Source organism: Polaromonas sp. P1_F8 (assembly GCF_056405635.1).
Genome location: NZ_JBFUBS010000002.1, coordinates 45,378 through 61,202 on the forward strand (window position 1 = coordinate 45,378; position 15,825 = coordinate 61,202).

The window sequence follows — 15,825 nt, forward strand, 5'->3', positions numbered from 1 at the left end:
GTTAAGCCCTTTCGACGTTACAGATCGTCGTTTTTGTTTCTTGCATCATCGTCACGCTGTCGTAGCCGTACGTTGTTGCCGTGTTGACCGCCTCGCCCCGCACCACTGGCGCTGCGCCGTTGGGGTAGTAGGCCAGCATGTCAGCGCCCTGCCAGCGTCCCGAGAAGTGGAAGGGCATCCACACCGTGTCGGGGCCGACGCGCTCAGTCAACATCGCTTGCACGTTGAGGCGTGCACCGGTCGGGCTGTTCAGCCAGACACGTTCACCGTTCCGGATGCCGCGGTCCGACGCAGTCTTCGGATTGATTTCGACGAAGGCTTCCTGCTGCAGCTCGGCCAGCCAGGGGTTGGAGCGGGTTTCTTCGCCGCCGCCTTCGTACTCGACCAGCCGGCCTGAGGTCAGGATGAGCGGGTACTTTTCGCCGACCTTGTCCGCGATGTTCTTCTGCTGAATCGTCTTGTAGAGGGTGGGCAGGCGCCAGAACGCTTTCTTGTCGTCGTGTGTCGGATACTTGGCCATCAGGTCGGCCCGCGTGCCGTAGAGCGGCTCGCGATGCTGCGGGATGGCATCAGGGAAGTTCCACACCACGGCACGCGCCTTGGCATTGCCGAACACGTGGCAGCCGTGGACCTTCATGGTGACGCGGATGATGCCGCCTGATGAATCGGTCTTCCAGTTCTTGCCTTCGGCCGCGGTTTTTTCGGCGTCGGTCAGGTCGGCCCACCAGCCCAGCTTCTTGAGCAACAGGTGGTCGAACTCGGGATAGCCTGTCGTGATGTCGGCGCCCTGCGAATAGGAGCCGTCTTCGGCCAGCAGGTTGACGCCGTCTTTTTCAACGCCGAAGTTGGCACGGAAATTACCGCCGCCGTCCATCACATGCTTGGAGGTGTCGTACAGGTTGGGTGAACCGGGGTGCTTGAGCTCGGGGTTGCCCCAGCAAGGCCAGGGCAGACCGAAGTAGTCACCGGTTGTGTCGTAGCCGGTGGCCTTGTCCTTGCCGCCTTTGGACTTGAGGGTCTTGACGTCGAACAGGTGCATGTTGCGCATGTGGGCCTGCAGGCGCTCCGGGCTCTGGCCGGTGTAGCCGATGGTCCATACGCACTTGTTGATCTCGCGCAGGATGTCGTCCGGCACGGGCTCGTCCATGCCCTTGACCTTTTGCATCTTGTAGTTCTTCGACAGCTCCTTGGCGAAGCCGAGTTTTTCGGCGAACTGGTGCATGATCATGTGGTCGGTGCGGCTCTCCCAGAGCGGCTCGATCACCTTTTCACGCCACTGGAGGGACCGGTTGGAAGCTGTCACCGAGCCGCTGGTTTCAAACTGGGTGGCGGCAGGCAAGAGGTAAACCGCGCGTTTGGGGTTGAGGTCTTCCGCCTTGCCGGGCATGGCCGCCATGGCGGCGGTGGCCGACGGGTACGGGTCCACCACCACCAGCAAGTCCAGCATGTCCATCGCCCGCTTCATCTCGAGGCCGCGCGTTTGCGAGTTAGGCGCATGGCCCCAGAAGAAGACGCCGCGCAGGTTGGAGTCCTGGTCGATGAGCTCGTTTTTCTCCATCACGCCGTCGATCCAGCGCGAGACCGTGATGCCGGGCTTGCCCATCATGGCGGCCGATGCGTAGCGCCCCTTGATCCAGTCGAAGTCCACACCCCAGGTCTTGGCAAAGTGCTTCCACGAGCCCTCTGCAAGGCCGTAGTAGCCGGGCAGTGAATCGGGGTTGGGGCCGACGTCGGTCGCGCCCTGCACGTTGTCATGGCCGCGGAAAATATTGGCGCCGCCGCCGGACACGCCGATGTTACCCAGCGCCAGCTGCAGGATGCAGGAGGCGCGCACGACCGCATTGCCGGTGGTGTGCTGCGTCTGGCCCATGCACCAGACGACGGTGCTGGGACGGTTCTGGCTCATCATGGTGGCCACCTTGAGCGTGGTGGCCTCGTCCACGCCGCAAGCCTCCAGCACCTTGTCCGGCGTCCACTTGGCCATTACGTCGGCCTTGACCTTGTCCATGCCGTAGACACGGTCGTTGATGTATTTCTTGTCTTCCCAGCCGTTCTTGAAGATGTGATACAGCACACCGAAAAGAAAGGGGATGTCGGAACCGGAGCGGATGCGGACGTACTCGTCGGCCTTGGCCGCCGTGCGGGTAAAGCGCGGGTCGACCACGATCATCTTGCAGCCGGCCTCCTTGGAGTGCAGCATGTGCAGCAGGCTGACCGGGTGGGCTTCAGCGGCGTTGGAGCCGATGTACAACGCGCACTTGCTGTTTTGCATGTCGTTGTACGAATTGGTCATGGCGCCGTAGCCCCAGGTGTTGGCAACGCCGGCCACCGTGGTCGAGTGGCAGATGCGGGCCTGGTGGTCGCAGTTGTTGCTTCCCCAGAAGCTCACGAACTTGCGCATCAGGTAGGCCTGCTCGTTGTTGTGCTTGGAGGAACCCACCCAGTACACCGAATCAGGGCCACTTTCCTTGCGCAGCTCCAGCAGCCTGGCGCTGATTTCATTGAGCGCGGTATCCCAGCTGATGCGCTCGTACTTGCCGTTGACCAGCTTCATCGGGTAACGCAGGCGGTACTCGCCATGGCCGTGTTCGCGCAGCGCGGCGCCCTTGGCACAGTGGGCGCCCAGGTTAATGGGGGAGTCAAACACCGGCTCCTGGCGAACCCAGACGCCGTTTTCAACGACCGCATCGACAGCGCAGCCCACCGAGCAGTGGGTGCAGACGGTGCGCTTGACTTCGATCTTTCCTGTGCCGTCGCCGGCGCCCGGTGTGGCGGCCTTGGCCTTTTTGACCAGGGTTAATTGCGTGGCAGCCAGGCCGACGCCGACCCCCAGGCCGGAGCGCCGCAGGAAAGCGCGGCGGTCCATGGTAGGCAGCGCGTTGGACAGGCCCCGCGACAGGCTTTGCACAAAGCGCGCGGAACCCGCGCGATGCACGGGATGGACGTCAGAAGATTTTTTCGTGAGCAGCATGAAGCTCTCCGTAGAAGGTGAAATCGGGGGCCGGTCGGACGGAACTGGAAGCCAGGGCTACCTAGATGCGGGTGGTCTTGTAGTAGCGCTTGACGTGTTCCGAGAGGCTGTAGCCGCCGCCTTTTTCAGGGGCCGGCTTGGGCTCTGGAAGTTCGGCTTGCTGCAGTGCCGGTGCGCCGGGCAAAGCGACGATGGCCGCAGCGGCCGCGCCGGTGGCGGCTGCGCCGAAAAAGAATCCCCTGCGTGAGGGTTTTGGCTGGCTGTCCTGCATGAGTAATCTCCAGGGGAAGGCTTGCTGGCTATGTAACCGTTTGCATAGTACTGTAAGGCAGAGCGCTGGGCACCACAATGGTTAGCGCCGCGCAACACTCAAGTCTAGGGAAAACGATAGGCGATCTTATTGTCGGCCCGGCGGATCTGGCCGATTGGCCATTCAAAAGCTGTCTCATTTTGAGAAAAAAAGTTCATGCGCGCCTCTCAGGCCAGCATGTCGAAGCCCTGCGCTTCAACACTGACGAAGGTCTGCGTGAAGGCCGCCAGCGCCGCATAAAACCGGGCCTTGGGGTGTGCGGTAATGGCTTCGCACATCAGCGGCACCCAGGGCTGGACATGGCGCGCGAAAAATTCGCGCTGCCGCGTGAGATTGGCGACCTCCATGTCGTCACCGGCAATCAGGTAGCGCATGACTTCGCACAGGTAGGCCACGTGGTCTTCGGTTTCGGGCATGGCCTCGTCACGCGCCAGGCCCAGCGCGGCAATGTCGGTGCGCAAGGCCGCCAAAGGCTTCTCATTGAGGAAACCGCTGAGGTAGTGCGAACCAAAGAGGTACACCTCAGGCTTGCCAACGCCGCCGAACAGGGCGTCGTGCTCCCGCGTGATATCTGCAAGGCTCTGCGTGCGGGCGGCGGCCACGAGTTCGCTCCACGAACTTTCAAGCAGCCCGCCGGCGGCGGGTGCCTCGGTCACGGCAATGCGGAGGTTTTCATGCAGCTCCGCCGAAGGCGCAGCGTAGTAAAGCGCGGCCAGCAGCCCATAGACTTCGGCCCGCGCGGTTTCTTCGTCCAGGGTGGAGGCGGTGAGTTGGGCTTGCGTCATGGTGCGTCTGGTTTTATGGGCTTACCGGATGTCGGTGATCTTGAGTTCGTTTTCGGCGGAGTAGATGTCGATGACCCGGCAATCACCGCACATCTTGAGGCGATCTGCTGCCGCGCCCTGGAACATCGCATGCCCCGCGAGCTTGCCCAGCATGGATTCGATGGCCTTGAGCGTGCCGAAGGGTTTGCTGCAGCGTATGCACTGGTAAGGCAGGCTTTCATTGAGCACGCGCGCCTCTTTGCGCTGCGGCGTGAGCAGCAGGCGCGGCTGCAGCGTGATGGCGTCCTCAGGGCAGGTGGTGGCGCACAGGCCGCACTGCACGCAGTTTTTTTCGATGAACTTGAGCTGGGGGCGGTCCGGGTTGTCTTGCAGTGCGCTGGCGGGGCAGGCGCTCACGCAGCTCAGGCACAGCGTGCAGGTGTCTGCGTTGACGGTCAGGCTGCCGAAGGGCGAGCCTTTGGCGGGCAGCGCAATCGCTTCGGGCAGGGCGGCGGGCGCCTGGCTCATGAGGTGGTCCAGCGCCATGTCGAGCGTGCTGCGCTTTTCTTGCGCCACGGCAAAGCGCGCCGCAGTGGCGGGCACTGTGGGACGGCCGCGCGCCAGTGACTGCAGGCTGGCGTCCAGCCCGGCGATGGCATCAGCGCCCTCCCCGGCCTGCACCAGATGAAGGTGCACGCCGGCATAGCCCAGGCCATTGAGCAGGGTTTGCGCCACGCGCATCTGCTCAGCCAGGCCTTCAAGGTATGCCGGCGCTTCTTCACGCGTTACCAGTACCGCCACTTGCGACGCGCCGAAGGCGATGGCGCTGAGCCACAAATCCAGGCCCACGCTGGCCGTGTGCCACAGCGCCTGAGGGATCACATTGGCCGGCACGCCCCGCACGGTTTTTTGCAGCCGCGCGGCGCGGCCCAGAGCCTCGACCGCCTGCTGGCCGCTGTCCTGGCTGTGAAACAGCAGCACCGGTTGTGTGCCGCCGGCTTTGGCGTACGCCGACAACAGGGTCTTGATGCGTACGCCCTGCTCGCTAGCGCGCGGGTAGGCATAAGTGAGCGCACCCGTCGGGCAGACGGTGGTGCAGGCGCCACAGCCTACGCAGAGATTGGGATTGACGACGATCTGCTGGCGCTTTTTCTCGCTGCTGACGGCGCCGGCCGAGCAGATGTCGATGCAGGCGTTGCAACCCACGGTTTCGTTGCGGCTGTGGGCGCAGAGTTTTTGTTTATAGGCAAAAAATTTGGGCTTTTCAAACTCGCCCACCATGTCGCGCAGCTTGACCACGGTGGCCAGCAAGCCGGGTGAGGCGAGGCCGGCGGAGGCATTCAGGGCGAAGTAGCCTTGCGGTGGCGCATGTAGCGCGACCAGCGGTTTGGCGCCGAGGTCGAGCACCAGGTCAAATGCTTCCGTGAGTGTTTGCGGCGAGCGGTTGAAGTCAATGGCACCGGCCACCTTGCACACGGCCACACAATCACGGTGGGATGTGCATTTGGCCGCGTCAACCTGGTAGCTCAGGTCGATGGCGCCTTCGGGGCACACGGCGACGCAGGCATTGCATCGTGTGCAAAGGTCCAGGTCGATAGCGTTGGTCTTGTCCCAGCTCGCCTCAAACGCACCCAGCCAGCCTTTGAGCGCGAGCCGCTCACCGCTGATCACAGGATATTTGCGTTCTTGCGAGGGAAACCCGGTCTGCGCCTGGGACGAAACGCCCTGGGCGAAGATGGTCACGTCCAGCGTGTCGGCCACAAGGGCCGCCACCTGCTCGGCCTGGTCGATCGTGCCCACGATGAGCAGGCGCCCGGCGCTTTTGTAGGTGACAGTCGACACCGGTTCGGCATCCGGCAAATGCGCCGCGGCAAGCAGGGCTGCGATTTTTGGCGTGGCGCTGGCAGCGTCTTTGCTCCAGCCGCCGGTCTCGCGGATATTGACGAACTTCACCACCGAGGTGACGCCCTGGGTCTGCTCGCCCACTTCGGCAAAGAGCCGCTTTTCCTGGGTACAGGCCACGACGACATCGTCGCCGGACTGCGCCGCCTTCTGGAAGGCGCCCACCTCACGGCGGCACAGCGCCGAATGCAGCGTCAGGGTTTCGTTAAGTGCCGCGCCCAGCGCCTGGGGCTGGAGCGGCATGGTCTGGTTGCAGTCGCAAATCAGTGTGGGCATGGTCTTCTTGGCTGGCACCGGCCGGGTCGGGCTGGGATTGGCTGGTTGATAAAGCGCCTGGCGCTTGCGACGGGGCTATGTCCGGATTTTCATAGGACTGTGCCACGGTTTCGCCCGTGGGGTTATTGGCGCTTTCCCGTGGCAGGTAGGCGGGGTCGTCTTGCGGGCCGGTGATTGAGCCTTCAGCCTGCTTGTCGTTGTCTTTTTCTTTCCCTTTGTCCTCGTCGTCATCAAAGAGGTTGAGAAACTTCGCACTGGTCATCTGCCGCAGCATGGACTCGGGGATGGGGTCGGATTTGGAATAGTCGTCGATATAGATATCCAGGCCGTCCATCACATTGAAATGCGGGTCGGTAAAGAGCTGCTTCATGGCCGCGTTGCGCACATCAGGTGTCACACCGCCGGCCATGAAAGGCTTGAAGTCGGAATCCTTGGTCAGCAGTTTGGCGTCTGCCAGTGTGAGCGCCTTCTTTTCCGGTGGCGGCTCCACGGGTTCCTGTTGTGCCTGGCTTTGTGCGGCGGGTGCCTTGGCATCCGCTGGCGGCGGGGCGTGCGCCACCGGCTCTTCCAGCGGTTTTCCCTGCGCGATGTCAACCTTGCGGCGGGACCACCGCCCCAGAAAACCTGTGGGCTCGTCAGCCATGCTGGCCCCCACCGGTTTTCTTTTCGGTGCTCACCCGCGCCGGATTGCCAAAGCGGTCCGTCAGCGGCTTAAAGCTTTGCGGACGCTGCCGGCGCTTGACCTCCGGCACGTAATGCTGCTCCACAAACTGCTGCAGCCACTGCACGACCTGCGGCGGCGCGGGCACCTGCTCTACCGTTTCCTGCGCATCCAGCCAGCGGCCGGCGTCGTGATAACTCAGGGTGACGATCTGCGGCACTGCGATAGGTTCATCAGCCAGCAGGGCTTCTTCTTCCATGCGCCAGACCACCCAGAAGCAGGGCTGCGCGGTGGTGACGTTGAGGTAGTAGCCTTCACCGTCGTCGGTGAACAGCTCGACCTTGAAGCCGGGGTGCAACCAGCGCTCTTCGCGCTCGTCTTTGAGCAGCAGGCGCGGCGCGGCGCCAAAACCGTCTTCGTGCGGCACGATTTCATCGAGCGACCAGCGCCAGGGCTGCCAGCGATTATCGATGCGCTCGCGGCGCATGACAACGGCCACGGCGGTGCACGCCCGGTGCAGCGTGGCATCTGTTTCAGGGGACTGCAGCAGGAAATCCGACATGCCCGCAGTGTACGGCGGGCAAAAGCGGACCGTTCGCAATAACCCTGTCCCCAATAAACCTCTAGACCAGCAAGGACCGGTGTTCCAGGGCGGCACGACGCACCACGTCGCTGATCCCGTCGCCGCCGTTACCTTCTATCAACTCCAGCAGTGCCTTGCGCATGCGAGGGTCCCAGAATTTCTTGAGGTGCATGGCCAGTTCCTGCAGGGCTTCCGTGCGGTCAGGCATGGTTTCAAAGAATGCGCCGATCTGGTTGACCATGCGGATCAGGTTGTCGTTGTTCACAGGATGTACTCCAGGTTGACGCGCTCTTTGTGGCTGTACACGGAAAGATCTTCCCCGCGCACAAAGCCCAGAAGCGCCACGCCGGCGGTTTGCGCCACATCAATCGCCAGGCCGGTCACGCCAGATACAGCCGCCAGCAGTGTCACGCCGGCCATGGCGGTTTTGTGCACCATCTCATAGCTGGCGCGGCTGGTGACGACGATAAAACCTTCGTTGGCTTTCACACGGCGGCGCTGCAGCGCGCCTATCAATTTGTCCAGCGCGTTGTGCCTGCCGACGTCTTCACGCAGCACCACGATGTCGCCGTCCGCATTGCACCACGCGGCCGCATGGGTGGCGCCGGTGGCGCTGAGCAGCAATTGCTGCTCGCGCAGGTTGACCAAGGCGCGGGTGATGGCGCTCGCTTCAAACTCAGCGCCGCCTTGCAGGCGCGGCGGCAGCCGCACTGCATGCGCCAGGCTTTCCGTACCGCACAGGCCGCAACCGGTGCGGCCCGTCATGCTGCGGCGCCGGTCTTTCAGCCGTGCAAAGGACGATGCCGCGATGGTCAGGTGCAGTGTCTCCCCCTGCTCGCTGCTGGACTGTTCAATGTCGTGAATCTGGGTGTAATCGTCCACGATACCTTCGGTGACGGAAAAGCCGAAGGCAAAGTCCTCCAGGTCCGAGGGGCTGGCCAGCATCACGGCATGCGAGATGCCGTTGTACTCCAGCGCCACAGGCACCTCTTCAGCCACCCAGTCCGAGCGGTCGAACGCGCGATGCGCCCGCACCCCCGTCACAGGGGCTTCACGGCAACCTTCAACTACCTGCATGAGCGGCCTCCGCTGCAGAGCTGCCCGCCGGTTGTGACGCTGCATCCAGCAACTGCAGTTGCTGCTTGTTGAAGCGCGAGTAGGATTTTTGCCATTCGGACGGTTGCGCCACCGGCATCACCTGCACCGCCGTGACCTTGTATTCCGGGCAGTTGGTGGCCCAGTCGGAGCTGTCGGTGGTGATGACGTTGGCGCCCGATTCGGGGAAGTGGAAGGTGGTGTAGACCACGCCCGGCTGCATGCGTTCGGTGACCACCGCGCGCAGCACGGTCTGGCCGGCGCGGCTTTCAATGCCCACCCAGTCGTCAGGCTTGATGCCCCGGTCTTCCGCGTCGTGCGGATGGATCTCCAGCCGGTCTTCGCTGTGCCACTGGTTGTTGTCGGTGCGGCGCGTCTGGGCACCCACGTTGTATTGCGACAGGATGCGGCCGGTGGTGAGCAACAGCGGGAATTTGCGCGTGACCTTCTCGTCGGTGGCCACGTACTGCGTGATGATGAAGCGGCCCTTGCCGCGCACAAAACCATCCTTGTGCATGAACTCGGTGCCGAGCTCTGCCGTGTCTTCATTGCACGGCCACTGCACGCTGCCGTGCTTTTCGATCTTGGCGAAAGTTACCCCCCGGAAGGTCGGCGTCAGCGCCGCGATCTCCGCCATGATGTCGCGCGGATGCACATAGCTCATGGGGTAGCCCAGCGCATTGGACAGCTTGACGGTGACTTCCCAGTCGGCCAGCCCTGCCTTGGGTGGCATGACCTTGCGCACGCGCGAGATACGCCGCTCGGCATTGGTGAAGGTGCCGTCTTTCTCCAGGAAAGAAGAACCAGGCAGGAACACGTGTGCGTACTTGGCGGTTTCATTCAGGAAGATGTCTTGCACCACGATGCATTCCATCGACGTAAGCGCCTTGGCCACGTGCTGGGTGTCCGGGTCGGACTGCACAATGTCTTCGCCCTGGCAGTACAGGCCCAGGAAGCTGCCCGCCACGGCCGCGTCAAACATGTTCGGGATGCGCAGGCCGGGCTCTTCGTTCAGCGTCACGCCCCAGGCTGTTTCGAATTCGGCGCGCACCGTGCTGTCGGACACATGGCGGTAGCCCGGCAGTTCATGCGGGAAGGAACCCATGTCGCAGGCGCCCTGCACATTGTTCTGGCCGCGCAGCGGGTTCACACCCACGCCTTCACGGCCGACATTGCCGGTGGCCATGGCCAGGTTGGCAATACCCATGACCATGGTCGAGCCTTGTGCATGCTCCGTCACGCCCAGGCCGTAATAAATGGCGGCATTGCCGCCGGTGGCGTAGAGGCGTGCGGCTGCGCGAACGTCTGCGGCCGGCACGCCGGTGACGGCTTCCATGGCTTCAGGGGAATTGTCGGGGCGGGCGACGAACTCGCGCCATTCGCGGAAGGATTTTTCGTCGCAGCGCTCGGCGATGTAGTCGTCGGCCAGCAGGCCTTCCGTCACCACCACGTGGGCCAGCGATGAGATCATGGCCACGTTGGTGCCGGGGCGCAGCTGCAGGTGAAATTCAGCTTCCACATGCGGGGAGCGCACGATGTCGATCTGGCGCGGGTCGACCACGATCAGGCGGGCGCCTTCACGCAGGCGCTTTTTCATGCGCGAGGCAAACACCGGGTGGCCGTCGGTCGGGTTGGCGCCGATGATGAGGATGACATCGGCTTTTTCGACCGACTTGAAGGTCTGCGTACCGGCGGATGTACCGTAGGTCTGGCTCAGTCCGTAACCGGTGGGCGAATGGCAGACGCGGGCGCAGGTGTCGACGTTGTTGTTGCCAAAGGCGGCGCGCACCAGCTTTTGCACCAGGTAGGTTTCTTCATTCGTGCAACGCGACGAGGTGATGCCGCCAATCGAATCCTTGCCGTGCTTGGCCTGGATGCGGTGGAACTCGCTGGCGGCGTAGTTGATGGCTTCGTCCCAGCTCACTTCCTGCCATGGGTCGCTGATGTTCTTGCGGATCATCGGCTTGGTGATGCGGTCCTTGTGGGTGGCGTATCCCCAGGCAAAGCGGCCCTTGACGCAGGCATGGCCTTCGTTGGCTTTGCCGTCTTTCCACGGCACCATGCGCACCACCTCATTGCCCTTCATCTCGGCCTTGAAAGCGCAGCCCACGCCGCAATAGGCGCAGGTGGTGATCTTGTTGTGCTCGGGCTGGCCCAGCATGATCACGGTTTTCTCCTGCAGCGTGGCGGTGGGGCAGGCCTCGACGCAGGCGCCACAGCTCACGCATTCGGATTCCATGAAGGGCTGGTCTTGGCCCGGCGACACGCGCGACTCAAAGCCGCGGCCGCTGATGGTCAGTGCAAACGTACCCTGGGTTTCTTCGCAGGCGCGCACGCAACGGTTGCACACAATGCATTTGGAGGCGTCGTAGCTGAAGTAGGGGTTGGAATTGTCGATTGCCGGCTTGCTCTCGTTGCGGAAATGGTTGGCGCCCTCCATGCCGTAACGTACTTCGCGCAGCCCGGTCACGCCGGCCATGTCCTGCAGCTCACAGTTGCCGTTGGCCGAACAGGTCAGGCAGTCCAATGGGTGATCAGAGATGTAGAGCTCCATCACGCCCTTGCGCAGCTCTTGCAGGCGCGGCGACTGGGTACGCACCTTCATGCCGGCTTCAGCCGGTGTGGTGCAGGATGCGGGGAAGCCCTTGCGCCCGTCGATTTCGACCATGCACAGGCGGCAGGAGCCAAAAGGCTCCAGGCTGTCGGTGGCGCACAGCTTGGGCACCTGGATGCCTGCGTCGACCGCCGCGCGCATGAGCGAGGTGCCCGCGGGAACCGTGACGCTTTCGCCGTCGATCTCCAGCGTAACTTCCTGCGCGGACTCGCGTTTGGGGGTGCCGTAGTCGGTTTCTTTGAGGTGTTCGAGCATGAAAGTCTCCTGTCCGTCTTGTGGGGGTGCTGCCGTTTCTGTCGATTCAGGCTGCTTTGCGGTCCGGCACAGTCATGCCAAAGTCCTGCGGGTAATGGTCCAGTGCCGAGAGCACCGGGAAAGGCGTCATGCCGCCCATGGCGCACAGCGAGCCGTGAACCATGGTGTCGCACAGGTCGCGCAGCAGCTTGATCTGCTGCGGTCGCTGCTCACCCGGGCCGTTGGCGATGCGGTCAATCACTTCCACACCGCGTGTGGAGCCGATGCGGCAGGGTGTGCATTTGCCGCAGGACTCAATCGCGCAAAACTCCATGGCGTAGCGCGCCAGGCTGGCCATGTCGGCCGTGTCGTCATGCACCACGATGCCGCCGTGGCCCACCACCGCGCCCACGGCCGCATAGGCTTCGTAGTCCAGCGGCGTGTCCCACTGCGATTCAGGCACATAGGCGCCCAGCGGACCGCCGACCTGCACGGCCTTGATGGGACGGCCGGAGGCCGAGCCACCGCCGTAGTCGTACATCAGCTCGCGCAAGGTCACGCCGAAGGCTTTTTCCACCAACCCGCCAAACTTGATGTTGCCCGCCAGCTGGATGGGCAAGGTCCCCCTGGAGCGGCCCACGCCGTAGTCCTTGTAGAAGGTTGCGCCCCGCGACAGGATGATGGGCACGGAAGCAAAGGTGATCACGTTGTTGATCACGCTCGGCTTGCCAAACAGGCCCTGGATGGCGGGGATGGGCGGCTTGGCGCGGACGATGCCGCGTTTGCCTTCGATGCTTTCCAGCATGGCGGTTTCTTCGCCGCAGACATAGGCGCCCGCTGCCTTGCGCACGTGCAGGTGAAAGCTGTGGCCCGAGCCGAGGATGTTGTCACCCAGAAAACCGCCAGCCTCGGCCACCTTGATGGCTTCGCGCATGGTTTCCACGGCGTGGGGGTATTCGGAACGGATGTAAACATAGCCTTGCGTCGCGCCGGAGGCGACAGCGGCAATCGTCATGCCTTCAATCAGCATGAAGGGGTCACCCTCCATCGTCATGCGGTCGGAGTAAGTGCCTGAATCGCCCTCGTCCGCGTTGCAGACCACATACTTTTGCGTGGCTTTCAGGTCCGCCACGGTTTTCCATTTGATGCCTGCCGGAAAGGCCGCACCGCCACGCCCGCGCAGGCCGGCGTCGAGCACCTGCTGCACGATCTCTGTGGCGGGAATCTCCAGCGCACAGCGCAAGCCGGCATAGCCTTCATGCGCTTCGTAGTCTGCCAGCGACAGCGAGTCCGTTATGCCCATGCGGGCAAAGGTCAGGCGCTCCTGCCTTTTCAGATACGGAATCTCTTCGGTGAGGCCCAGTTGCAACACGTGGACACCGCCCACCTGAAAACCGGCATCAAAAAGGCCGGCCACGTCCTCAACCTCAACCGGGCCGTAGGCGATACGGCCTGAACCGGTCTGAACCTCGACCATGGGCTCCAGCCAGAACAGGCCACGGGAGCCATTGCGCACCAGCTCAATGCCGATACCACGCTTTGAAGCCTCGGCGGTGATGGCTGCTGCGACCTCGTCAGCGCCCGCCGCCAGCGCAGCGGAGTCGCGGGGCACGTAAATCTTGATGCTCATGCAGCGCTCCCGGCTTGCGCCACCAGGCGGTCGAATTTTTCGATCCCGACGCGGGCATGGACCTTGTCGTCCAGCGTCATCGCGGGGGACTGTGCGCACAGTCCCAGGCAGTACACCGGCTCGACCGTGAAAGCGCCGTCTTTGGTGGGGCCGTGGCCGTCGCTGTCCAGGTGGGAGCAGGCATGTGACCAGAGGGCGTCTGAGCCCATGGCTTTGCAGCTCTCGGCGCGGCAGATTTGCACCACATGGCGGCCGGGCGGTTCGGAGCGGAAGTAGTGGTAGTACGTCACCACGCCATGAACCTCAGCCCTGGACAGGTTCAGGGCTTCGGCGATGGGTGGAACAGCGTCAGGCGGGATGTAGCCGAGCGCGTCCTGAATGCCGTGCAGTATCGGCATCAAGGCGCCGGGCATGTGCCTGGTCGACGCAATGACGCGTTCGACGGCCTGGCTTGCAACTTCATTCATCGTGTGGGACCCCTATCTCTGTCTATGCACAAAGTATGTGCAAGCGATGGGGTCACGTCCAATTGAATCGGGACACTGCCCTATTCACGGATTGAATGTATGCAAACGCTTGCCTAGGTTGGCTTGTTTCCCATGCTCTCTGGGTGCGCGCTGTAGTCAGCCGCGTGGCGCAGCCAGGCGGGCTCGGCAGCCAGCGCCATGGCCGCCTCCAGCGTGCGCGAGGGCCGGTCGCTGGCCTGCATCATGAAGCCGACAGGCGTCTCCACATCCGGCGTCAGGGGCAGGGCTTCGAGTTCGCGGTAACCCTGAACGGCGCACACCAGCGCGCCTGCCAGCACGCTGCAAACCTCGCCAACGACGACGGTCAGGGCGAGCGTCAGCATGGAGTTGGTTTCCATCACAGGCTTGACCGTGACGCCGGCGGCGGCAAAAGCGGCGTCCACCCGGGTGCGGCTGTGCATGTCGGGGGTCAGCAGGCACAGCGGCAACTTCGCGGCATCGGCCCAGGTCATGGGTGGGCCAAAACGCAACACATCGGGGCTGGGTTTGGCAGCGCGGCGCACCAGGAAATAACGCTCGGTGTATTGCGGCAAGGTGGTCAGCCGTGTGTTGCGCGCGCTCAGGCGCTCGGTGTAGCCCAGCGCCATGTCCAGCGACAGGTTTTCGAGCCGGGTTTCGATGTCATGCGAATTCAGCGACAGCACCACGGGCGTAATACCTGGGTGCCGGGCGTGCAGCATGGCGGCAAAGCGTGCGGCAATGGAAACCGCCGTGGGAACCACGCCAATCGTCAAATGGCCACGCGGGCTGTCCACCGAGCTGTCGAGTTGCTGCTTGAGGATCTCGCGCTCATGCAGCATGCGCCTGGCGCTGGCGAGCACGCGTTCGCCCTCTTCCGTAAACCCGACGAATGCACGCCCGCGAACCACGATAGCGGCGCCGAACTCGTCTTCCAACGCGCGCAGGGCATTGGACAAGGCGGGCTGCGTGATGTTGCAGGCCTGCGCCGCGCGGCCGAAGTGCTTGTGCTCGTCAAGCGCGGCCAGGTAACGCAGGGAGGCCAGCAGGTTCATGGCGTGACAACCTCAGGTGGTTTTCAGGTGTCTTCAGGTATTTTTGGAGATCGTGATGGTCGGAAACTTGGCAGAGAAATCTTTGGCTTTCGCGGCCACGGTGACGGCCATCTTGCGCGCCACGGCCTTGTAGATGCCGGCGACTTCGCCGTCGGGATCGGCCACCACGGTGGGACGGCCGTTGTCGGCCTGCAGACGGATCTGGATGTCCAGCGGCAAGGCGCCCAGGTAGTCCATCTTGTAGTCGGCCGCCATCTTCTTGCCGCCGCCTTCGCCAAAGATGTGCTCGGCATGGCCGCAGTTGCTGCAGATGTGCACCGCCATGTTTTCGACAATGCCCAGAATGGGCACGCCGACTTTCTCAAACATCTTGATGCCTTTTTTGGCATCCAGCAGCGCGATGTCTTGCGGCGTGGTGACGATGACGGCGCCCGTCATGGGCACGCGCTGCGACAGCGTGAGCTGGATGTCGCCGGTACCGGGCGGCATGTCGACGATGAGGTAGTCCAGGTCTTTCCAGTTGGTCTGGCGCAGCAGCTGCTCCAGCGCCTGGGTGGCCATGGGGCCGCGCCAGATCATGGCTTCGTCCTGCGCGACCAGGAAGCCGATGGACATGACCTGGATGCCGTAGTTTTCCATCGGCTCCATGTTCTTGCCGTCTACGCTCTCAGGCCGGCCTTCGATGCCCATCATCATGGGCTGGCTGGGGCCGTAGATGTCGGCGTCGAGCAGGCCGACGGTGGCGCCTTCGGCCGCCAGGGCCAGAGCCAGGTTGACGGCGGTGGTGCTTTTGCCGACACCGCCCTTGCCCGAAGCCACGGCGATGATGTTCTTGACGTTGGGCAACAGTTGCACGCCGCGCTGCACGCTATGGCTGGCGATCTTGAAGGTGACGTTGACGGAGACATTGCCGACCCCCGGCACGCCCTTGACGGCGGCGATCAGGCTTTTGCGCAGGCCGGCGATCTGGCTTTTGGCGGGGTAACCCAGCTCGACATCAAAGGAGACGTCGCTGCCGCTGAGCTGCAGGTTTTTCAGGGCCTTGGTGCTGACGAAGTCTTTGCCGGTATTGGGGTCCAGCACGGTTTGCACGGCGTTCAAGACGGCCTGTTGGTCCAGGGACATGGGGAAATACTCCGTTGAAACTCAGTGAATCTGACTGGCGGGCCGGGCGCTTTGAGGACGGTAACCGGCGGCAGGGGTTGGCGTGAAGTCTAACGCCGCGCCGCCAGCCCTGGGGTCATG

Annotated in this window: 13 protein-coding genes; all 13 read right to left on the minus strand. The window is 63.2% G+C overall.

The annotated features are described in order from the left end of the window. Position 1 precedes the first annotated feature (1 nt). The 13 genes from AC1D1J_RS09130 to apbC all read right to left on the minus strand — a co-directional run bounded on the left by AC1D1J_RS09130 (position 2) and on the right by apbC (position 15,705). On the minus strand, positions 2 to 2,971 hold the full coding sequence (locus tag AC1D1J_RS09130) for a formate dehydrogenase subunit alpha (RefSeq protein WP_477694520.1): 2,970 nt from the start codon (positions 2,969 to 2,971) through the stop codon (positions 2 to 4). A 61-nt stretch (positions 2,972 to 3,032) separates the two neighbouring features. Further along, on the minus strand, positions 3,033 to 3,242 hold the full coding sequence (locus AC1D1J_RS09135; protein ID WP_477659077.1) for a formate dehydrogenase: 210 nt from the start codon (positions 3,240 to 3,242) through the stop codon (positions 3,033 to 3,035). A 206-nt stretch (positions 3,243 to 3,448) separates the two neighbouring features. Further along, a complete protein-coding gene (locus AC1D1J_RS09140) occupies positions 3,449 to 4,066 on the minus strand; it encodes a TorD/DmsD family molecular chaperone (protein ID WP_477685997.1) in 618 nt (205 codons plus the stop codon). Positions 4,067 to 4,087: 21 nt separating this feature from the next. Beyond that, positions 4,088 to 6,223 carry a 4Fe-4S dicluster domain-containing protein gene (locus AC1D1J_RS09145; RefSeq protein WP_477694521.1) on the minus strand — a complete coding sequence of 712 codons (2,136 nt, stop codon included), beginning with the start codon at positions 6,221 to 6,223 and terminating at the stop codon, positions 4,088 to 4,090. After that, a complete protein-coding gene (locus AC1D1J_RS09150; protein WP_477694522.1) occupies positions 6,153 to 6,866 on the minus strand; it encodes a DUF3306 domain-containing protein in 714 nt (237 codons plus the stop codon). Before AC1D1J_RS09150 ends, AC1D1J_RS09145 begins: the two co-directional genes overlap by 71 nt. Beyond that, positions 6,859 to 7,371 carry a DUF3305 domain-containing protein gene (locus AC1D1J_RS09155; protein WP_477694786.1) on the minus strand — a complete coding sequence of 171 codons (513 nt, stop codon included), beginning with the start codon at positions 7,369 to 7,371 and terminating at the stop codon, positions 6,859 to 6,861. Before AC1D1J_RS09155 ends, AC1D1J_RS09150 begins: the two co-directional genes overlap by 8 nt. A gap of 136 nt (positions 7,372 to 7,507) precedes the next feature. After that, complete coding sequence (locus AC1D1J_RS09160; RefSeq protein ID WP_477648462.1) at positions 7,508 to 7,732, minus strand: formate dehydrogenase subunit delta; 225 nt, start codon at positions 7,730 to 7,732, stop codon at positions 7,508 to 7,510. Further along, the gene (gene fdhD, locus AC1D1J_RS09165; protein WP_477686001.1) at positions 7,729 to 8,544 is read right to left on the minus strand and encodes a formate dehydrogenase accessory sulfurtransferase FdhD; all 816 of its coding nucleotides are present in this window, start codon (positions 8,542 to 8,544) and stop codon (positions 7,729 to 7,731) included. The genes AC1D1J_RS09160 and fdhD overlap by 4 nt, the downstream gene beginning before the upstream one ends. Continuing rightward, positions 8,531 to 11,431 carry a formate dehydrogenase subunit alpha gene (gene fdhF, locus AC1D1J_RS09170; RefSeq protein ID WP_477694523.1) on the minus strand — a complete coding sequence of 967 codons (2,901 nt, stop codon included), beginning with the start codon at positions 11,429 to 11,431 and terminating at the stop codon, positions 8,531 to 8,533. The genes fdhD and fdhF overlap by 14 nt, the downstream gene beginning before the upstream one ends. A gap of 46 nt (positions 11,432 to 11,477) precedes the next feature. Continuing rightward, entirely contained in the window at positions 11,478 to 13,040 is a 1,563-nt protein-coding gene (locus tag AC1D1J_RS09175; RefSeq protein WP_477694524.1) for a formate dehydrogenase beta subunit, read from the minus strand. Continuing rightward, on the minus strand, positions 13,037 to 13,507 hold the full coding sequence (locus AC1D1J_RS09180; RefSeq protein WP_477694525.1) for a formate dehydrogenase subunit gamma: 471 nt from the start codon (positions 13,505 to 13,507) through the stop codon (positions 13,037 to 13,039). The genes AC1D1J_RS09175 and AC1D1J_RS09180 overlap by 4 nt, the downstream gene beginning before the upstream one ends. Before the next feature lie 113 nt (positions 13,508 to 13,620). After that, complete coding sequence (locus tag AC1D1J_RS09185) at positions 13,621 to 14,580, minus strand: LysR substrate-binding domain-containing protein (RefSeq protein WP_477686005.1); 960 nt, start codon at positions 14,578 to 14,580, stop codon at positions 13,621 to 13,623. Positions 14,581 to 14,613: 33 nt separating this feature from the next. Beyond that, positions 14,614 to 15,705, minus strand: a complete 1,092-nt coding sequence (apbC, locus tag AC1D1J_RS09190; RefSeq protein ID WP_477694526.1) for an iron-sulfur cluster carrier protein ApbC — start codon at positions 15,703 to 15,705, stop codon at positions 14,614 to 14,616. Positions 15,706 to 15,825 lie beyond the last annotated feature (120 nt).